Source organism: Sedimentitalea sediminis (genome assembly GCF_042687825.1).
Classification (GTDB): Bacteria; Pseudomonadota; Alphaproteobacteria; order Rhodobacterales; family Rhodobacteraceae; genus Sedimentitalea.
Genome location: NZ_JBHUQE010000018.1, coordinates 14,827 through 34,879, shown reverse-complemented (window position 1 = coordinate 34,879; position 20,053 = coordinate 14,827). Strand labels below are relative to the sequence as shown.

At 64.2% G+C, this 20,053-nt stretch carries 19 protein-coding genes; 12 read left to right on the top strand and 7 right to left on the bottom strand.

The features are described from left to right. Positions 1-2 precede the first annotated feature (2 nt). A complete protein-coding gene (locus ACFMPD_RS13850) occupies positions 3-635 on the bottom strand; it encodes a MarC family protein (RefSeq protein ID WP_380995465.1) in 633 nt (210 codons plus the stop codon). 104 nt (positions 636-739) lie between these two features. On the opposite strand from ACFMPD_RS13850, the gene ACFMPD_RS13845 reads away from it, so the two are divergent. From ACFMPD_RS13845 to glmM, 8 genes are all read left to right on the top strand, one after another. After that, entirely contained in the window at positions 740-1,291 is a 552-nt protein-coding gene (locus tag ACFMPD_RS13845) for a DUF6446 family protein (RefSeq protein ID WP_380995462.1), read from the top strand. Positions 1,292-1,306: 15 nt separating this feature from the next. After that, positions 1,307-2,518, top strand: coding sequence for a sodium/glutamate symporter (gltS, locus tag ACFMPD_RS13840; protein ID WP_380995459.1), 1,212 nt, complete (start codon positions 1,307-1,309; stop codon positions 2,516-2,518). A gap of 10 nt (positions 2,519-2,528) precedes the next feature. Next, positions 2,529-4,748 carry a glycine--tRNA ligase subunit beta gene (gene glyS, locus ACFMPD_RS13835; protein WP_380995456.1) on the top strand — a complete coding sequence of 740 codons (2,220 nt, stop codon included), beginning with the start codon at positions 2,529-2,531 and terminating at the stop codon, positions 4,746-4,748. Between the two features lie 142 nt (positions 4,749-4,890). Next, entirely contained in the window at positions 4,891-7,446 is a 2,556-nt protein-coding gene (locus ACFMPD_RS13830; RefSeq protein WP_380995454.1) for a putative PEP-binding protein, read from the top strand. Positions 7,447-7,678: 232 nt separating this feature from the next. Beyond that, positions 7,679-8,287, top strand: a complete 609-nt coding sequence (locus tag ACFMPD_RS13825; protein ID WP_380995451.1) for a cell wall hydrolase — start codon at positions 7,679-7,681, stop codon at positions 8,285-8,287. A gap of 334 nt (positions 8,288-8,621) precedes the next feature. Beyond that, entirely contained in the window at positions 8,622-9,542 is a 921-nt protein-coding gene (locus ACFMPD_RS13820) for a dihydroneopterin aldolase (protein ID WP_380995448.1), read from the top strand. A 53-nt stretch (positions 9,543-9,595) separates the two neighbouring features. After that, positions 9,596-10,537, top strand: a complete 942-nt coding sequence (gene folP / locus ACFMPD_RS13815) for a dihydropteroate synthase (RefSeq protein WP_380995550.1) — start codon at positions 9,596-9,598, stop codon at positions 10,535-10,537. Between the two features lie 8 nt (positions 10,538-10,545). Next, complete coding sequence (gene glmM, locus ACFMPD_RS13810; RefSeq protein ID WP_380995548.1) at positions 10,546-11,892, top strand: phosphoglucosamine mutase; 1,347 nt, start codon at positions 10,546-10,548, stop codon at positions 11,890-11,892. A gap of 29 nt (positions 11,893-11,921) precedes the next feature. Here the strand turns inward: glmM and ACFMPD_RS13805 are convergent, their stop codons facing one another. From ACFMPD_RS13805 to ilvC, 3 genes are all read right to left on the bottom strand, one after another. Beyond that, positions 11,922-12,842, bottom strand: a complete 921-nt coding sequence (locus tag ACFMPD_RS13805) for a DMT family transporter (RefSeq protein ID WP_380995445.1) — start codon at positions 12,840-12,842, stop codon at positions 11,922-11,924. Next, positions 12,839-13,624: a formate/nitrite transporter family protein gene (locus tag ACFMPD_RS13800; protein ID WP_380995442.1), complete on the bottom strand. Its 786-nt coding sequence runs from the start codon at positions 13,622-13,624 to the stop codon at positions 12,839-12,841. Before ACFMPD_RS13800 ends, ACFMPD_RS13805 begins: the two co-directional genes overlap by 4 nt. A gap of 108 nt (positions 13,625-13,732) precedes the next feature. After that, positions 13,733-14,755: a ketol-acid reductoisomerase gene (gene ilvC, locus ACFMPD_RS13795; protein WP_380995439.1), complete on the bottom strand. Its 1,023-nt coding sequence runs from the start codon at positions 14,753-14,755 to the stop codon at positions 13,733-13,735. A gap of 138 nt (positions 14,756-14,893) precedes the next feature. On the opposite strand from ilvC, the gene ACFMPD_RS13790 reads away from it, so the two are divergent. The 3 genes from ACFMPD_RS13790 to ACFMPD_RS13780 all read left to right on the top strand — a co-directional run bounded on the left by ACFMPD_RS13790 (position 14,894) and on the right by ACFMPD_RS13780 (position 17,020). Then, positions 14,894-15,349, top strand: a complete 456-nt coding sequence (locus tag ACFMPD_RS13790; protein WP_380995437.1) for an Lrp/AsnC family transcriptional regulator — start codon at positions 14,894-14,896, stop codon at positions 15,347-15,349. Further along, positions 15,346-15,804, top strand: coding sequence for an Lrp/AsnC family transcriptional regulator (locus ACFMPD_RS13785; RefSeq protein WP_380995435.1), 459 nt, complete (start codon positions 15,346-15,348; stop codon positions 15,802-15,804). Before ACFMPD_RS13790 ends, ACFMPD_RS13785 begins: the two co-directional genes overlap by 4 nt. A gap of 88 nt (positions 15,805-15,892) precedes the next feature. Beyond that, a complete protein-coding gene (locus ACFMPD_RS13780) occupies positions 15,893-17,020 on the top strand; it encodes an aminotransferase class V-fold PLP-dependent enzyme (RefSeq protein ID WP_380995432.1) in 1,128 nt (375 codons plus the stop codon). A gap of 27 nt (positions 17,021-17,047) precedes the next feature. Here ACFMPD_RS13780 and ACFMPD_RS13775 read toward each other — a convergent pair whose 3' ends face one another. From ACFMPD_RS13775 to ACFMPD_RS13765, 3 genes are all read right to left on the bottom strand, one after another. Continuing rightward, on the bottom strand, positions 17,048-18,244 hold the full coding sequence (locus tag ACFMPD_RS13775) for a UbiH/UbiF family hydroxylase (RefSeq protein ID WP_380995429.1): 1,197 nt from the start codon (positions 18,242-18,244) through the stop codon (positions 17,048-17,050). A 72-nt stretch (positions 18,245-18,316) separates the two neighbouring features. After that, positions 18,317-18,565, bottom strand: a complete 249-nt coding sequence (locus tag ACFMPD_RS13770) for a hypothetical protein (protein ID WP_380995426.1) — start codon at positions 18,563-18,565, stop codon at positions 18,317-18,319. 86 nt (positions 18,566-18,651) lie between these two features. Beyond that, the gene (locus ACFMPD_RS13765; protein ID WP_380995424.1) at positions 18,652-19,296 is read right to left on the bottom strand and encodes a pyrimidine 5'-nucleotidase; all 645 of its coding nucleotides are present in this window, start codon (positions 19,294-19,296) and stop codon (positions 18,652-18,654) included. A 102-nt stretch (positions 19,297-19,398) separates the two neighbouring features. Between ACFMPD_RS13765 and ACFMPD_RS13760 the strand changes: the two genes are divergently transcribed. Beyond that, the gene (locus tag ACFMPD_RS13760; protein ID WP_380995421.1) at positions 19,399-20,052 is read left to right on the top strand and encodes a GntR family transcriptional regulator; all 654 of its coding nucleotides are present in this window, start codon (positions 19,399-19,401) and stop codon (positions 20,050-20,052) included. Position 20,053: the final 1 nt, after the last annotated feature.

Here is a 20,053-nt window from a genome sequence, read left to right as displayed (position 1 = left end):
GCCTAGCCGAGCCCCGGCAGCAGTGTTTTAAGCCCGCTGGCGATCATGTCGACAGCGATGGCGGCCAGGATCATGCCCATCACGCGGGTCATGATCACCCGCGCGGTGGCGGAAAGATAGGCCCCCAGGTTGCCGGCAAAAAACAGCACCAGCCCCAGAATCGCCACCACGACCAGAAAGACGGCGCCAACGCTCAGCCACTGCCCCCAGCTTGTCGCCTGATGGGTGAACAGGATCAGCGTGGTGATCGTGCCGGGACCGACCAGCATCGGAAAAGTCATAGGGTAAAAGGCGACCGAAGCCGGATCTGGAAAGGCGGTCTGTTCCGCCGTGGTTCCATGATGCGCGCTGCTCTCCTTGCCGTTCAGCATGTTCAGCCCGATCAGCAGCACCACCAGCCCGCCGGCAACGCGAAAATCGTCGATGGAGATGCCAAACAGCCGCAGAACCTGGCTGCCCGCCACCGCGATAATCGCCCCCATGATCAGCGTAAATGCGATGGTCTTGATCGCGATCTGGCGCTGCACCGCGCGCGTCGCCCCCTCGGTCACGCCCAGAAAGATCGGCAGGTTGGTAAAGGGGTTCATGATCGCGAACAGCGCGCCGAAAAACTTGATGGCCAGAGCCGTATCCAAGATATCGATCCTTTTGCGTCGCGTTTCCCGGACGTGGTAACACGGACATCGGCCCGGTCAAAGCCGGCTTCCTTCCGCGCATTTGCCGCGCACCGGAGGGCCGCATGACGGCGGGCCGCATCCTCGTTATTCTGCTGCTGCTGGCGGCCGTCGTCGCGGGGGCGGCGCTGTATTACCTGCAGGTCTATGGTTTTTATGCCGAAGTCGCCGAACGCCCGGGCCGTGACGTGCAACTGGTTCTGCTGGAGACCGCGCAACCGGAACCGATCCTCTACAGCGATTTCCGGGCAATCGATGCCGATAGTTCGCCGATCCGCTACCGCGCCTGTTTCACGACGCCGGAAAGCCATGCTTTGCTGACCGAAACATACGTCATGGTCGATGACGCCACCCCCCGCAACGCACCAAGCTGGTTTGACTGTTTCGACGCCGCCACCCTCGGCGCGGAATTGCAGGCCGGTACCGCGCTGGCCTTCCTGTCGGCCAAGAACATCGCCTATGGCGTGGATCGCCTCGTCGCCATTACCGCGGACGGGCGCGGCTATGTCTGGCACGAGTTGAACGATTGCGGCGCCAAGGCTTATGACGGAACCGTCGTGGGCGAGGCCTGCCCGGACCGCCCCGACACGGCTGTGACGAACGGCACGGATTACTGAACCGGGAACCCGCTGATGACGGCCACTTATATTCTGCCGGATTTTCTGACCGCGACCTTGGGGTTCGCCGTCTTTCTGGTCGGCGCGGAAACCAACGCCCGGGTCGTGGTTCTGCGACGGTTCAATATTCCCGAACCGGTGACCGGTGGGTTGATGATGGCGCTGCTGGTGCTGGCGATCCATCTCGCCACCGGCTTTGACATCGGATTTGAACTGAACAGCCGGGATTTTCTGCTGGTCCTGTTCTTTGCGGGCATTGGGCTGAACGCCCGCCTGTCCGACCTTCTGGCGGGCGGCAAGCCGTTAGTTCTGCTATCTATTTTGACGATTCTAACGATCATCGCCCAGAACGTGATCGGCGCCTTGGGTGCCGGCCTTTTTGGCTATCCGCTGCAGGCCGGCGTGCTGTTCGGCTCGGCGGCCCTGATCGGCGGGCATGGCACCGCCATCGCCTGGGCGCCGGACGTGGCCCAGGCCAGCGGCCTTGCTGGGGCTGCGGAACTGGGGGTCGCGGTCGCCACGCTGGGCCTTGTTCTGGCTGCCCTGGTTGGCGGGCCGATTGCCAAATATCTGATCGAAACCCATCGTCTGAGTCCGGATCGGCCGGACGAGGTCAATACCATCGGCATCACCGCGGACCCGGACCGTGCAGGGGCGGAGATCAATCACAAATCGATCATGCGTACCCTGTTCTACCTGAACGTTGCCATCATCCTCGGCTTTTTTCTACATGCCGCGCTGCAGGAGGCCGGGCTGAAATTGCCGCTGTTCGTGCCCTGCCTGATCATGGGTATCGTCATCGCAAACCTGCGCGCCGCCTTGTTTCCCAACGCCCGTCCCGTGACCCGCACGCCGTCGCTGGCGCTGATTTCGGAATTCGCGTTGGGGGCGTTTCTGGCCATGTCCCTCATGAGCCTGCAATTGTGGACCATAGCCGAGCTGGGGCTTGCGATTGCCGTGATCATGCTGGCGCAGACCGTCTTCACCGTGCTGTTCGTGATCTATGTGCTGTTTCCGCTGATGGGGCGTGGCTATCGCGCCGCGGTGCTGTCAGCGGGTTTCGGCGGGTTTGCCCTGGGTGCCACCCCGACCGCCATCGCCAACATGACCGCCGTGACAAAACGCTATGGCCCGTCGCCTATTGCCTTTGTCGTCCTCCCCCTTGTATCCGCCTTTATCGTCGATATCGCCAATGCCGTGGTGATCCAGACGATCGTGAATTTCTGAAGGACCCGCCATGCCCGACCTGCTGATCGAACTCCTTTCCGAGGAAATCCCCGCCCGGATGCAGGCCCGCGCCGCCGAGGATCTGAAGAAACGCATGACCGACGGGTTGGTCGAGGCGGGACTGACCTATGCCGGGGCCGCGGCCTTTTCCACGCCGCGCCGCCTGACGCTGACCGTACAGGGGCTGCTGGCCGCTTCGCCGGACCTGCGCGAGGAACGCAAGGGGCCGCGTGTGGACGCACCCGACAAGGCGATCCAGGGCTTCCTGCGCGGGGCGGGCATCACCCAAGACCAGTTGGAACAGCGCGACACGCCCAAGGGGGCCGTGTTTTTCGCCTTGATCGAGAAACCCGGTCGGCCTGCGGCCGAGATCGTCGCCGAAGTGTTGGAGGCCACCATCCGGAATTTCCCGTGGCCCAAATCGATGCGTTGGGGCGCAGGCCCGCTGCGCTGGGTGCGGCCGCTGCATTCGATCCTGTGCATTCTCAGCGACGAAGGCGGCACCGAGGTGGTGCCGCTGCAAATCGACGGGATCACAGCCGGGAATCGGACTCGGGGCCACAGGTTCATGTCTCCGGGGGAAATTACTGTAAATAATTACGAAGATTACGAGGCAAAGCTGAAGCGTTCCAAAGTGATCCTGAACGCGGCTGAACGGGCGGAACACATCTGGGCCGACGCCGCCAATCTGGCCTTTGCCGCCGGGCTTGAGGTGGTCGAGGACAAGGGGCTCTTGGCCGAGGTGGCCGGTCTTGTCGAATGGCCCGTCGCCCTGATGGGCGAGATCGACGCCCAGTTCCTGGACCTGCCGCCCGAGGTGCTGCAGACCAGCATGCGCGAACACCAGAAATTCTTTTCGGTGCGCGACCCAAGGACCGGGCGCATCGAACGCTTTGTCACCGTCGCCAACCGCGAAACCGCGGATCACGGGGCGACGATTCTGGCGGGCAACCAAAAGGTGCTGTCCGCCCGTCTGGCCGATGCCAAGTTCTTTTGGCAGAACGATCTGCGCGTCGCCAAAAGCGACATCAATTTCTGGTTGCAATCGCTTGAGAACGTGACATTTCACAACAAACTCGGCAGCCAGGGCGACCGCATTCGCCGCATTGCCGCCCTGTCGCGCGAACTTGCCCCGGCCTGCGGGGCCGAGGCGGACAAGGCGGAAACTGCAGCACAGTTGGCCAAGACCGACCTTTCCAGCGAAATGGTCTATGAATTCCCGGAACTTCAAGGTCTTATGGGGCGTTATTACATCGAGGCCGCCGGTCAGGCCGCCGAGGTCGCCGCGGTCGCGCAGGACCACTATTCACCGCTCGGTCCCTCCGATGATGTGCCCACCGCGCCCCTGTCGGTCGCGGTCGCCCTGGCCGACAAGCTGGACATGCTGACCGGGTTCTGGGCCATCGACGAGAAACCCACCGGGTCCAAGGATCCCTTTGCCCTGCGTCGCGCCGCGCTTGGCGTGATCCGGCTGATCCTGACCAACGATCTGCGCCTGCCTCTGGATCGGTATATCGATGCCCAGCTGGTGCGTGTCGAAGGGGCGGTCAACGACAATCTGCAGGACGGTCCGGTCATCGAACTGATCGAGGAAATCGCCGATCACGGCGTGTTCGGGGCCGCCTTTCATGCGGTAAAGGAAAGACTGGGCGATCTGGCCGTGGCCGAGTTCCTGGAACTGGAGCAAAGAGTGCCCGATATCTCAAGCGATCTGCTGGCCTTCCTCCACGACCGCCTGAAGGTCTATCTGCGCGATCAGGGCATCCGCCATGATATCATCGACGCCTGCATCGCGATGGCGGGCAACGACGATCTGAACCTGCTGGTCAAACGCGCCCGCGCGCTGAACGACGTTCTGGCAACCGAGGATGGCGAAAACCTGCTGCAGGGGTTCAAGCGGGCCAACAACATCCTGACCCAGGCCGAGGAGAAGGACGGGGTCGAGTATTCCTATGGCGCGGACGTGAAATTTGCCGAAACCGACAGCGAGAAAGCTCTGTTCGCGGCTCTGGACATGGCTGAGGAACAGATCGCACCGGCCTTGGCGGCCGAGGATTTCCCCGCCGCGATGGTGGCCATGGCCGGCCTGCGGGCACCGATTGATGCGTTTTTCGAGGATGTGCAGGTCAACACCGATAATCAGGTGCTGCGCCGCAACCGGTTGAATCTGATCAGCCGCATCCGCGGGGTCTGTTCCGAGGTGGCCGATCTGACCCGCGTCGAGGGATAGGCCGCGCACCGGCGCGAACAGGGCACGAATTTTCACATATCGGTCGCAAAACCGCAGCTTTGTCTTGCGCCGGTGATTCGCGTGCCTATGCTGCAATGCCAGAACAACAGGTGCCGCAGAGCAGAAGGCGCGAATCAGCAACGTGCAGAACAATCCTCACACTACTCTGATCACCGCCTCCGCGCCGGTGACCGCGTCGACGCATGGCGGCCGCGCCAAATGCCTGCAGCGGCTGGTGCGGCTCGAGATGCCGGTGCCGCGCACGGTTGCCCTGTCCTTTGAGGCGGTGCACCGCATTGCCGAAGGCGAATTGCCCGATATCGCCGCGATCGTCGAACAGTTCCAGCCAGACACGCTGCTCTGTGTGCGCCCGTCGTCGGAAGACCCCGATTGGGGCGGGCCGGGGGCGGTCCTGAATATCGGCATGAACGACGCGCGCTATGTGGAACTGTGTGACAAGCTGGGGCCGGAGGCGGCGGCTGCCTTGTATCTGCGATTCGTGCAGGCCTATGCGATCAATGTGGCCCGGCTGGATCCGGACATGTTCGACGATATTGCCGAGGACGGCCCGCACGGTCTGTCCGAAACCCTGCACGCCTATGAGGCGGAAACCGACGAGGCCTTTCCCCAGGATCCCGCCGAACAACTGGCCGGTGTGCTGCGTTCCATGGCGCGGGCCTGGGAGGGCACCACCGCCCGGCTGCTGCGTCAGGCCAAGGGGGCGCCGGCGGATGCCGGGCTGGGTCTTGTGGTGCAAGAGATGATTCCCGGCGTCGGGCAGGGGGAATGCGGCTCGGGTGTGCTGCAACTGGTGAACCAGGTGACCGGCCAGCGTCAGATCACCGGTCGCTATCTCAGCCAGAGCCAGGGGCGCGACGCGCTGGGGGCGGCCTCTGGGGCGCTGTATCTGGAGAAGGATGCGCGCGGACCATCTCTGGAAGAGGCCGCGCCCACTGCCTTTGCCGCACTGAAATCCCATGCCGCGCAGATGCGTGAAAAACTGCGCGAGGAAATGCAGGTCGAGTTCGTGATCGAGAGCGGCCACGTGCACATTCTGGACGGCGTGCGCGTGTCGCGCAGCAGCCGGGCCGCGGTGCGAATCGTGGTGCAGCTGGCCAAGGACGGCATCATCACCCCGCAAGAGGCGGTGATCCGCATCGACCCGCATGCTCTGACCGAACTGCTGCACCGTCAGGTGGCGCCCGATGCCGAACGCGACGTGGTCGTCACCGGCATCGCCGCCAGCCCCGGTGCTGCCACCGGGCGCATCGTCTTCACCTCGACCGAGGCGCAGGCTGCGGCGTCGCGGCGCGAACCCTGCATTCTGGTGCGCCGCGAAACCTCGCCCGAGGACATCCGGGGCATGCATGCCGCTGCCGGGGTGCTGACCGAGCGCGGCGGCATCACCAGTCACGCTGCGGTGATTGGCCGGGGGCTGGGCCTGCCCTGCATCGTCGGGGCGTCCTCGCTGAAATTTCACACCGACAAGAAACAGATCAAGGCCCCCGACGGCCGTGTATTCAAGGCTGGCGACGTGATCACAATCGACGGCAGTTCAGGCCAGGTGCTGGCCGGCGAACCGGAGATGCTCGAGGCCGCGCTGGATGACGCGTTTCACGCGTTGATGGGCTGGGCCGACGAGGCCCGCGATATCGGCATCCGGGCCAATGCCGACAGTCCTGCCGACGCTCAGACCGCGCGCAATTTCAATGCCCAGGGTATCGGGCTGTGCCGAACCGAGCATATGTTCTTTGATCACGGCCGCCTGACTGTGATGCGCGAGATGATCTTTGCCGAATCTCCGGCGGATCGGGCCGCCGTCCTGGAACGGCTGCTGCCGATGCAGCGGGACGATTTCACCCAGCTGTTCCGCATCATGCAGGGCCAGCCGGTCTGCATCCGCCTGTTTGACCCGCCGCTGCATGAATTCCTGCCCAACACCCGGTCGGGCCAGCGCGAACTGGCCGATGCGCTGGATCTGCCTGTCAGCGATGTGGTGCGTCGCATCGAGGCGATGGAGGAATACAACCCCATGCTGGGGCTGCGCGGTGTCCGGCTGGGCGTCACGGTTCCGGAAATCTATGACATGCAAGCCCGGGCAATCTTCGAAGCCGCGATCGCCGCCGGGCAGGACAGCGAACCGGTGGTGCCCGAGATCATGATCCCGCTGGTCAGTGCCAAGCGCGAGGTCGAATTGGTCAAGGCGCGCATCGACGCCGTGGCGGCGGCGGTGCAGGCCGAGGCGAAACAGGCGTTCGACTTTCGTCTGGGTGTGATGGTAGAGACCCCGCGCGCCTGTCTGCGAGCCGCAGAACTCGCGCCCTATACCGCCTTTCTGAGCTTTGGCACCAACGATCTGACGCAAATGACCTATGGTTTGTCACGCGACGATGCCGGGCGGTTCATGTCCGACTATGTGAACAAGGATGTCTTCCCTGAAGACCCGTTTCATGTGCTGGACAGGGACGGGGTGGGTGAGCTGCTCAAACTGGGGGCCGAACGCGGTCGCGCCTCGAATCCAGGAATCACCCTGTCGATTTGTGGTGAACATGGCGGTAACCCCGAATCAATTTCGTTCTGCCGGTCGGCGGGTTTCGACTATGTGTCCTGTTCGCCCTTCCGGGTTCCGGTGGCGCGACTAGCCGCCGCACAATTGGCGATAAAACACAACATATACGAAAATAGTGGACGTGGGTAACTATATGATGTGATACCGGCTTGATCCTCTAGCTTCGAATCCGTGCAGTTTCGACACGATTTATTGCTTGCAATTCTCATGAAACTGGACCTTTGCCCATTTCTTGTTTATGGGCTGCCCTGCGCTTGTCGCGGGAGGGTCCGGCGCGGATCGTTCTTTGGGGGTTGTTATGCACCGAATTCTGACCGCTTTCGCGGTATGCTCGCTTGCGGCGTTATCTTCAGGGCTGCTCATGTCTGAAGCCCGTGCCGAAGCCGAAGTGACCAATCAACTGGAAAACCGACTGGAAACCGGGGCCAAGCCGCGGAATGCCTTTCTGGGGCCCTATCTCAAATCTCTGCTGAAGGCGACGCAGCCCAAGGCCGAGGTCAAGCCCATCGCGGCCAGCTATTCCAAGAGCTGGCTGGACGCACAGCCGGCTGCCACCGGCAGCGCGCAATGGCGCTGCCTGGCCGAAGCGCTGTATTTCGAAGCCCGCGGCGAAACCGTCAAGGGTCAGTTCGCCGTGGCCGAGGTGATCCTGAACCGGGTCAAGAGCGAGCGCTTTCCCGACACGCTGTGCGGCGTGATCAACCAGGGTACCGGGCGTAAATACCAGTGCCAGTTTACCTATACCTGCGATGGCCACAAAGAGGTCATTTCCGAGCGCAAGGCGTTCGAGCGGGTCTCGAAAGTCGCACGCGCGGCAATCGACGGCATTGATGTGCAACTGACAGATGGTGCGACGCACTATCATACCACCGCAGTGCGTCCGTCCTGGGCAAAGGTCTATACGCAGACCGCGCGGATCGGGGTGCATGTCTTTTACCGCCACACCTATCGCACGGCCAGTAACGACTGACCGGCGCACAAACACGTCGCGTCCATGGGAAGCAGGGCAGGGAGATTGGTCTGTTCACAGACCTGAGGGGGTCCTGATCCCACGCAGACGCGACATGCCGGCGCCGCTGATGGCAGGATCCGCGTGATCCCGCCACCGCGCCGCCTGGCCTGGGACCAGTTCTGAAAACGGGGAGGGTTTTCAGCAACTGGTCCTTGATATTTTTGCAGTCCGGCAGGCGCCTTGCATACACGGCTGGGCGCCGCGCGAGAGCGCTGGCGCCGCGGTTTGTCGGCTGCTAGGATACGCACAGGTCCGGCCATCGCCGGACTGACACTTCCAGAGGCCGATCCCCATGAGTTCTGAAGTCCGCCTCGCCTTTGCGCATCCTTCAGAGCGCGCCGAGGCCACCGCGTCCCTTGGACCGCTGGACCGGATTTCCTTGCGCGACCATATCGTCGAGGTCGAGATCGGTGCCTTTCAGGCCGAGCGCGGCACCACCCAGCGCATCTGTTTCAACATCGTTGTCGAGGTACAGCCACTGACCGGGCCGATCGACGACGATGTCGACCGTATCCTGTCTTATGATCGGGTGACCGAAGCGATTGCCCATGAACTGTCCGCCGAGCGGCTGAACCTGTTGGAAACCCTGGCCGAGCGCATCGCCGAACGTATCCTGCTGGAACCCCAGGCGATGCGGGTCTTTGTGCGGATCGAAAAGCTGGACCGGGGGCCGGGGGCGCTGGGGGTCGAGATCGTGCGCGGCCGCGATCAGGTCGATCTGGCCGGGGGCGAGGATGATCGCCCGCATCCGCGCCTGATGTACCTGTCCACGGCAGCCATCGCATCGGACAATCTGAGCGGCTGGATCGACCAGATGGCGGCGCGGGACCGGCCGCTGGTTCTGTGCGTCGGAGCGCATGACCATCCGCGGCCGGTCACCGGACACAAGATGACCCAGCGGCGGATCGACCTGCTGGCCATCGAACAGAATGCCTGGGTGCTGGCGGCGCGCGATCCGCGCTGCGTCGTGGTTTCCACCCGGACCGAACTGGACTGGGCGATGAAAAACGGCCAGATCAGCGTCTGGGCGCCCTCCAAGATCGTGCTGGATGCGGTGGACGGCCCCTCGGCGGCGCCCTCGGACGCGGTGGCGCTGGCGGCCTGGTTCGCGGCCACGTTCGAGGCCGGCGAGATGATGGTGATCGGTGCCGATCTGCCGCGGGATCCCGGCGTGCCGCTGCGCGCGGTGCCGGTGGCGCAGGCGGTGCTGTGAGCGTCTATGCCCGCCCACTGGTGCAACACGGCGCGGTGCGACCGTCCGGGGCGATGCTGCTGGCCGGTGGCCCCCTGTGGTTCACCCACGCCCAAGTGCTGCAGCGGAATGTTCCATCGCGGCTGGTACATGCGCAGGATTTGCCGCCTGAATTGTCCGCCCGCCTGACCGCGCCGCGCGCCGCGATCGCCGGTTTGGACATGAGCCAGCCCTGCGTCATGGGCATACTCAACGTGACGCCTGACAGCTTTTCCGACGGTGGCCTGCATGCTGCACCCGCAGATGCCCGCCGGGCGGCGCGGCAGATGGTTCAGGACGGCGCGGCGGTGATTGACGTGGGCGGTGAATCCACCCGCCCCGGCGCTGCCCCCGTGCCTGCGGCGGCGGAAATCGAGCGGATCGAACCGGTTCTGCGCGCCATTCGTCAGGAATTGGCGGTGCCGGTTTCCGTCGACACCCGCAAGGCGGCGGTGGCCCGGGCTGCGCTGGATGCCGGCGCGACGCTGGTGAACGACGTGTCGGGGCTGACACATGATGCGGAACTGGCCGGCCTCTGCGCAAAGCGGGATGTACCTGTCTGCATCATGCACGCGCAGGGCGATCCGCAGACCATGCAGCAGGACCCGCGCTATGATGACGTATTGCTGGATGTCTATGATTTTCTGGAGGGACGGATCCGCGCGGTCGAGGCGAAGGGTCTGGCGCGCAATCGGATCCTGGTCGATCCCGGCATCGGCTTTGGCAAGACCGAGCGGCACAATTTGACGCTGTTGCGCAATATCAGCCTGTTTCACGGGTTGGGCTGTGCCATCCTGCTGGGGGTGTCGCGCAAGCGGTTCATCGGCAGCATCGGTCGGCAGGAACGGGCCGAGACCCGCGCACCGGGTTCGATCGCCGTGGGGCTTGCGGCGCTGGGGCAGGGTGTGCAAATCCTGCGGGTGCATGACGTGGCCGACACTGTACAGGCCCTGCGTTTGTGGATGGCGGTCAGATAAGGGACATGATGAGAAAACTGTTTGGAACAGACGGCGTGCGCGGCACCGCCAACATTGCTCCGATGACCGCAGACATGGCCCTGCGCATCGGTGCCGCTGTGGGGCGCTATTTCCGGCGCGAGGCGGGCGGCGTGCACCGGGTTGTCATCGGCAAGGACACCCGGCTGTCGGGCTACATGTTCGAAAATGCCCTGACCGCGGGGCTGACCAGCACCGGCATGAACGTGTTGCTGCTGGGGCCGGTGCCGACACCCGCCGTGGGGCTGATGACGCGTTCTATGCGCGCCGATCTGGGGGTGATGATCTCGGCCAGCCACAATCCGGCCGAGGACAACGGCATCAAGTTCTTCGGCCCTGACGGGTTCAAGCTGTCCGACCAGGCCGAGATCGAGATCGAGGCGCTGATCGACGCCGGGGTCGAACCCGCCCGCGCGGTCAATATCGGCCGCGCCAAGCGCATCGATGACGCCCGGTTCCGATATGGCGAAAGGGTGAAATCCTCGTTGCCGCGCGACCTGCGTCTGGACGGGCTCAAGGTGGTGGTCGATTGCGCCAACGGCGCGGCCTATCGCACAGCGCCGGAAACCCTGTGGGAACTGGGCGCCGAGGTGATCCCGGTGGGTGTCGCGCCGGACGGCTACAATATCAACCGCAAATGCGGCTCGACCCAGCCGCAGGCGGCGGCGGAAACGGTGATCGCGCATGGGGCCGATGTGGGTATCTGCCTAGATGGCGATGCCGACCGGGTGATCATGATCGACGAGACCGGCACCGTGGCCGACGGCGATCAGCTTATGGCGCTGCTGGCCAGCCGATCTGCCCAGGACGGCCGGCTGAAAGGCGGCGCGCTGGTCGCCACGGTCATGTCCAATCTGGGACTGGAGCGCCATCTCGAAGAGCGCGGATTGCGGTTGGAGCGCACGGCGGTGGGCGATCGCTATGTGGTCGAACGCATGCGCGAGGGCGGTTTCAACCTGGGCGGCGAGCAATCCGGCCATATCGTGATGACCGACTATGCCACCACCGGGGACGGGTTGATGGCCGGGCTGCATTTTCTGGCCGAGATGGTGCATGACGACAGGCCTGCAAGCGCATTGGCGCAGCAATTCGAACCGGTGCCGCAACTGTTGAAGAACGTGCGCTACGGGGACGGACAGCAGCCGCTGGATCTGCCCGAGGTGCAGTCGGCGATTGCAGCGGCGGAATCGGAACTCTCCGGCAAGGGGCGGTTGCTGATCCGGAAATCGGGCACGGAACCGCTGATCCGGGTCATGGCCGAATCCGAGGATGCGGTTCTGCTGGAACGCGCGGTCGACCGTGTTGTTGACGCGGTTCAGGGGGCAGTCTCTGCCTGACCGTGCGATCCGTCACCTCCCCGTGCGGTCTACCGGCGAAACAGGCGTCGCAAGGCGCCGAACTGGCTGAGGGCCACGCCACACAGGATCAGCGCCATGGCACCCAGCAAACTCGGTGGCAGAGGTTCGCCCAGCAGCACGACACCCAGCAGCACCGACCAGACCGGCACCTGATAATTGACCAGCGACATGAAGACCGGCCCGGCCGTGCGCACCACCGTCACCCGCAGCAGGTTCGCTGCGGCGGTCGGCACCAGGCCGAGAAAGGCCAGCACCCACAGGGTCGTGCCGTCCACGGCGGGCGGCGGTCCCTCGACCAGCCAGGCCAGCGGGATCACCGCTGCCGCGCCGATCAGCAACAGAACCGCCGACAGACCGACCGCATCGACCGGCGGCAGGCGGCGCATCAGGATCGAACTCAGCGCATAGCAGCCGGCGGCGGCGACACAGGCCATCCGGCCCGGCATTTCCAGCGCAAGACCTGTGCTTTCAAAGGCCTGGCTGCCGATCAGCAGGGTCACGCCGACAAATCCGATCACGAAACCGGCACCGCGCCGCGCCGTGATCCGTTCGCCCGGTACAAAGAAATGCGCCAGTGGCAGCATGATCAGCGCAACGCTGGCCATCGAGACACCGGTAAACCCGGCTGTCACGTATTGTTGCCCCCAGGAAATCAGCATGAAGGGCAGCGCCGAACTGAGCAGAGCGATCAAGGTCAGATTGGCCTTTTCGCGGGCTTCGGTCGGAGCCGCAAACAGCGCGCCGCCCCGCAACTGCCAGACGATGACCGTCAGCAGCGCCCCAAAGCCGATCCGGCAGGCAGCCAGCCAGAACGGGGTAATGCCGCGCAGCGCAACCTCGATGACCAGAAAGGTGCCGCCCCAGACAAGGCCCAGAACCGCCACCATCAGCCAGCTCTTGCCGGTGATCTCGGGGGTCTCAGCGCTCATGGCGGCGGCCCGTAGGCAAGGCGATAGCTCAGCGCGACACCGCCCGCGCCGCCGATGATATTGCCCAGTGTGACAACAAGGATATTGTGCAGCACCGCACCCACGCCGGGCGTGGCGCCGGCGAAAACCCCTTGTGGGATCAGGTACATGTTGGCGATCGAATGCTCGAACCCCAGCGCCACAAAGGCAGCGATGGGCAGCGGGATCGCCAGGATCTTGCCCGCCGCGCTGCGCGCGGCCAGTGTCAGCCAGACGGCGAGGCAGACCAGGATGTTGCAGAGCACCGCGCGCGCCAGGGTCTGGGTCGTGCTCAGAACAACCTTGGCCTGGGCGATGGCGCGGGCGGTGTCCCCCATGGCGCCATCCAGCAGCCCGCTGGCCGCGACCAGTCCGGCGATGACCAGCGCGCCGACGAGATTGCCGAAATAGACGATGACCCAGGCGCGCATCAACTCGCGCGCGGTGATCCTGCGATCCACGGCCGCCATGGTCATCAGCGCATTGCCGGTAAACAGTTCCGCGCCGCCGACGATCACCAGCACCAGGCCCAGCGAAAACACCAGCCCGCCGAGAAACCGGTGCGGGCCATAGCCGGGATCGGCGCCGGTCATCACCATGGTATAGGCCGCCGCCCCCAGCGCGATGAAGGCGCCGGCCAGCAAGGCCAGCATCAGCATCTGGACGACAGGCAGACGTGCCTTGCCGACCCCCGCCGCCTCGACCAGCGCGGCGATCTCGGCGGGTTTGTAGGCGTCAATCCCGGTGGGATTGGGCTGGGACATCGCGGAGCTCCTTGCGCGGCATCAGAACGAATTGACCCCGGCACCGGGCCGGGGTCAATCGCAATCGCTCGGCCGGGGCCGCAAGGCGGGGCCGTTGCCCCGCTGTCGTCAGTTCTTTTCCTTGTCGACCATCTTGCCGGCGGAAATCCACGGCATCATGCCGCGCAGGGTCTCGCCGACCTTTTCGATCTGGTGTTCGTCATTCGCACGACGGGACGCTTTGATCGTCGGTTGGCCAACGGCGTTTTCCAGCATGAAGTCGCGGACGAATTTGCCCTGCTGAATGTCGTTCAGAACTTCCTTCATGGCCTTCTTGGTCTGCTCATAGGGCAGGATCCGCGGGCCGGTGACATACTGGCCGTATTCGGCGGTGTTGGAGATCGAATAATCCATGTTGGCAATGCCGCCTTCATAGATCAGGTCGACGATCAGCTTCACCTCGTGCAGGCATTCGAAATAGGCCATCTCGGGGGCATAACCTGCCTCGACCAGGGTCTCGAAACCGCAGCGGATCAGTTCGACCAGCCCGCCGCACAGCACGGCCTGTTCGCCGAACAGGTCGGTTTCGCATTCCTCGCGGAAATTGGTCTCGATGATGCCCGAGCGGCCGCCGCCGATGGCACTGCAATAGGACAGGCCGATTTCCAGCGCCTTGCCGGTGGCGTCCTTGTCGACGGCCACCAGGCAGGGCACGCCGCCGCCCTTGGTGTATTCGCCGCGCACGGTGTGGCCCGGACCCTTGGGCGCCATCATGATCACATCGACGCCGGGCTTGGGCTCGATCAGGCCGAAATGTACGTTCAGGCCATGCGCAAAGGCAATCGCGGCACCCTCGCGAATGTTGTCATGCACGTATTTCTTGTAGGTCTCGGCCTGCAATTCATCGGGCATGGTGAACATGATCAGGTCGGCCCAGGCGGCGGCTTCGGCAATGCCCATGACCTGCAGGCCTTCGCCTTCGGCCTTGGCGGCGCTGGGGCTGCCTTCGCGCAGCGCGACGACCAGGTTCTTGGCGCCGGAATCGCGCAGGTTCAGCGCATGGGCGTGACCCTGGCTGCCATAGCCCAGAATGGCGACCTTCTTGTCTTTGATCAGGTTGATATCGCAATCGCGATCATAATAGACGCGCATGACGGCGTTCCTTTCTCTGTCGGACGTTTCAGCGCCGGGTGTATCTCAGGGTTCAAGGCGATGTCAGTAGCGCGGGCTGGATATTTCGCTGCAAAATTGATATTGCCATTCGCGTTCTGATGGAAAATTGAAAAAATCATGCTTGATGACATGGACCGGCGTCTGTTGCGGGTCTTTCAGTCCGACCCAACCTTGACCGCGCGCGATCTGGCCGAGCGGGTCAATATCAGCGTGTCCAAATGCCTGCGGCGTCTGGACCGGCTGCAGGCGGCGGGGGTGATCCTGGGGCAAGAAGCGGTGATCGACTGGGCAGCCCTGGGCTATGCGGTCGAGGTCAGTTTGCGGGTGACTTTGGACAAGACCCAGCCGCGCGCCTTTGACGAGTTCATCGCCGCCGCGCGCGAGGTGCCCGAAGTGCTGGAGATCCAGACCTTTCTCGGGCGGGTCGATGTGCGCCTGTCGGTGATCGCACGGGACATGGCGCAGTACCAGCAGATCTATCGCAGCCGGATCCTGACGCTGCCGCATATCGCCGATATCGAGGCCTTGATGCATATCGCGCGGATCAAAAGCGACGAGATGCTGCCGATATGATCGACCTGGATGAAATCGACCGACGCCTGTTGCGGGCGCTGGGGCAGGACGCAACCCAAAGCGCCGGGGCGCTGGGGCGGCGCTTCGGCCTGTCGCAGCCCGCGACCTGGCGGCGGATCCGGCGATTGCAACAGGCCGGCGTGATCAAGGGGCGGCGGTTGCGGCTGAATGCCGAGGCGCTGGGGTTTGGCGTGACCGTCTTTCTGGGGGTGAAACTGGCCCGCAAGGCGCAGGTCAGTCTGGACGACTTTGAACGTGCCGTCAGCGCCATTCCTGAGGTTCAGACGGTCGAGCATGTTCTTGGTCTCTACGATTTCCGGCTGCGCGTGGTGGCGCGCGATCTGGCCGATTTCGAACGGGTGTTGCGGCGCCGGATCATGGCGCTGCCGGGGGCGGGCGAGCTTGAGGCCAACGTCTTGCTCAGCGAAGAACGACGGCCGGGACCGATCGGCTGACGGGTTCGGGGCGGGCGGATGCAAACAGGTTTTGCCAAATAGGCAAATGGCGGGCTATGCAGAGACACGATACTGCACGGAGATTGTCATGGCTGCTTTGCTCGATACCGTTGACCCGGAAGGTCTGGAAGAATTCTCGGTGGTCTTCACCGACCGTTCGCTCAATCACATGTCGCAGGTGTTCCAGCAGGTGATGCGCGACATTTCCGGCCTGCTGCGCGAGGTCTACAAGGCCGATGCGGTTGTGGTGATCCCCGGCGGCGGCACCTATGCCATGGAAGCGGTCGCGCGTCAGTTCGCCCGTGACAAAAAGGTGCTGGTGGTGCGCAACGGCTGGTTTTCCTATCGCTGGAGCCAGATTTTCGAGACCGGCGGGCTGACCGCGCAAAGCACGGTGATGAAGGCGCGGCGCATCGGCAACAGCGACCCGGCGCCCTTTGCGCCGGCGCCGATCGACGCGGTGGTTGCCGAGATTCGCGCCAGCCGGCCCGATGTGGTGTTTGCCCCGCATGTGGAAACCGCAGCCGGGGTGATTCTGCCGGACGATTATGTCACGGCCCTGGCAGAGGCGGCGCACGAGGTGGGTGCCCTGATGGTGCTGGACTGCATCGCCTCGGGTTGTGTCTGGGTCGATATGCAGGCCACCGGCGTTGATGTCTTGATCAGCGCGCCGCAAAAGGGCTGGAGCGCGACGCCCTGCGCCGGTCTGGTGATGCTGTCTGATCGCGCCGAGACACAGATGCAGCAGACCGAGTCCGACAGTTTCGCCATCGATCTCAAGAAATGGCGGCAGATCATGGTGGCCTATGAAAACGGCGGGCACGCCTATCATGCGACGATGCCCACGGACAGTCTGCGCCATTTTCGCGATACCATGCAGGAAACCCGCGATTACGGTTTCGAGCGCCTGCGCGCGGCCCAGTGGGCCCTGGGCGACGGGGTGCGGGCGATGCTGCGGGACAAGGGGATCGTGTCGGTGGCCGCCGACGGTTTCGGCGCGCCCGGGGTGGTGGTCAGCTATACCGACGATCCCGACATTCAGAACGGCCGCAAATTCGCCGCGCTGGGCATGCAGATCGCCGCGGGCGTGCCGCTGCAATGCGACGAGCCGGAAGGGTTCCGCAGTTTTCGGCTGGGCCTGTTCGGGCTGGACAAGCTCTATGATGTCGACGCGACGCTGGCGCGGCTCAGGCGAGTGCTCGATCAGGTGCTGTGACGGCGCCGTGCGAAAACGCGGCGGGCGTCAGCGCACGCCCAGCCCCATCTGCATCAGGCTGCGGCGCACGGGCGCCAGGGAATAGAGCGCGCTCAGTCCCAGGGCGCGGGCGTCGCGCAGCGGTCGGGCCGCGACCATCGAGGCCCGGTTCAGCAGATCGATGCCCTGCACCCGCAGTTTGACATCCTTGATCCGCGCCTGGTGATAGCTCTCCAGCATCTCGGCATCACCCAGTCCCTGGGGTCGGGCCTGCGCCAGATCCAGCAATGCGCGCAGGTCGGCCAGCGACATGTTCAACCCCTGCGCGCCGATCGGCGGCACCACATGGGCCGCCTCGGCCATCAGGGCGATGCGCTCGCCCGACATCCGCTCGGCCTGTTGGGTGATGATTGGCCAGAGGCTGCGCCGCGAGGCCAGTTTCAGCGGACCGAACAGCCCGCAGGAGCGTTCGGTCATCGCCGCTTCGAAGGCCGGTTCGTCCATTTGCATCAGACTCGCCGCTTTCGGGCCGCGCTCCATCCAGACCACGGCGGACGAAGGCGATCCCTGGTGGTCCGGCAGGGGCACCAGCGTGAAGGGGCCGCCGCTGCGGTGGATTTCGGTCGACACGTTGGCATGCGGTTCCGGGTGGGTGACCGCAAAGGCCAGAGCCTTTTGGCCATAGCGCGTGGTGTGCACGCCGATGCCGGCGGCCTGGCGCATCGGCGAGTTGCGCCCGTCGGCGGCAACCACCAGCCGGGTGCGGACACGGCCGCCATCGCTCAGGCCGACGCGGGCCTCGGCCTGTCGGGTGAACAGCGTCGTGGTGCCGGTGCCGGGTCGAAAATCGACATTGGGAATGTCCTGCAGCAGCGCCACCATCTCGCGCCGCAACAGCCAGTTGGGCAGGTTCCAGCCAAACGGTTGGTCGGAAATGTCGGCGGCATCGAATTCGCGGGTGACACGCGGTTCAGCCTGATCGCCACCGGCATCCACGATCCGCATGACCTGCAGCGGCGCGGCATGCGGTTCCAGCCGCTGCCACAGCCCGCAATCCTGCAACAGGGCGCGCGCCGGCTGTAGGATCGCCGTGGTGCGCAGATCAGAACCTGACGCGCCGGCGTTGGTGATCGGCGGTGCCGGATCGACGCAGATCACCCGAAAACCGGCATGACCAAGCACCGCAGCCGCAGTCAGGCCGGCAGGCCCGCCGCCCGAGATCAGAATGTCGCAACTGTCGTCCATCGCATTTGCCTTTCGCCGCCGGCACACCCTAGGTCCGTTGCAGCCAAAGGCCAAGCGGCAAGACGCTGCGAATCACCCGCGCGAGATCAGGACCAGCAGGGCAAACATGACCGGCACCATCGCCAGCGCCGGCAAGTACAGGCCGGGCAGGCCGAAGACCAGCCAAAGCGACATCCACAGGCTGAAAAAGGCGATCAGCGCGAACCAGACATTGTCCTTGTCGCCATGCAGCAGGTCTTTGGCGACCCAGCCGATAACCGGAATGCGAAAAAACAGCCGGCGCCACCCGGCAGCGCGGTGTTGCGGGTCTGCAAGGCTCATGGGCAATCTCCTGTTCAGCGCGTGTTGACGCTGAGATAAACCACCTGCGTGCGGTTCCCATGCGCGGATTGTCGCAACATGCATTTTCAAGTCAGGTTTTGCAGAAATCCCGCCAGATCGTCGGTGTGGTGGTGGATATGCGCGGCCGGATTCGGGTCCGGCGCGACATGCACGGTGCGCATGCCCATCGCGTGCGGCGCTGCCAGATTGCGCTGGTCGTCCTCGAACATCGCGGCGCGGGTCGGATCGACCCCGTCCAGATCAAAGATGGCCTCAAAAGCGGCCCGTTCGGGTTTGGGCAGAAACCGGGCATGCTCGACGCCATAGACCGCGTCGAAAAGCCCGTCCAGACCGCGCGCCGCAAGGACTCGTTCGGCATAGGGTCCGGTGCCATTGGTGTAGACGATGCGGCGGCCGGACAGGCGGGAGATCTGGCGGCGCAGCGCGACATCCCGATCCAGGTGATCCAGCGAAATATCGTGCACTTCGGTCAGGTAGGGGGCCGGATCGACATCATGTTCCCGCATCAAACCTGCCAGCGTCGTGCCGTAAGTGTGCCAGTAATGCCGGCGCAACCGGTCCGCTTCGGGCTGCCCGACGCGCAGCGCCTGCATCACATAGCGGGTCATCCGCCGCTCGATCTGGTCGAACAGGCGGGCCTGTGGCGGATAGAGCGTGTTGTCCAGGTCGAATACCCAGACCGTGACATGGGAAAACGCGTCCTTGACCATGCTGTGTTTCTAGGCCTGCCGGTGCGACTTATCAACGGCTTGGGTGGCAACGCGGCCGGTCTGCCTGTACACGCCCCCCCGCCGCGCGTTAGTATCTGTCTCATGTCGCAGCAAAAACACCCGCATTCAGACGCCTATAACCTGATCCTCGAGGCGATCGATATCGGCGTCTACAAGCCCGGAGATCGCCTGGTGGAGAGCGATCTGGCGGATCGGTTCGGGGTGTCGCGAACGCCCATTCGCGAGGCCTTGCAGCGACTCGAGACCCAGTCACTGCTGGAACGGGACGGGCGATCGCTGATCGTGGCCTCGCTGGATCACAACCAGATGGCCGAACTCTACGTGGTCCGGCGCGAACTCGAGGGGCTGGCGGCCCGGCTGGCGGCGCGCCATGCCAACGAAGAGGAAATCGCGGTGCTGCGGGCGATGGTGACCGCGGATGATTCCCTGGTCGGCGATCCGCCGGCGCTGGCGCGGGCGAACCGACGGTTTCACAAGCAGATTCACCTGGCCTCGCATAACCGCTATCTGGTGCAGCAACTGGATCTGGTGCACCGGACCATGGCTCTGATGGCGACAACGTCGCTGGCGGCCCAGGGACGGGGCGAGATTGCCCAGAGCGAGCATGATGGCATTGTGGCCGCGATCGAAGCCCGCGACGAGGACATGGCCGAAAAGGCGCTCAAGGATCATATCTCGGTGGCCTTCATGACCCGGCTGCAGCAGGATGCCACCGCACGGGAACGCACAGGTTAAA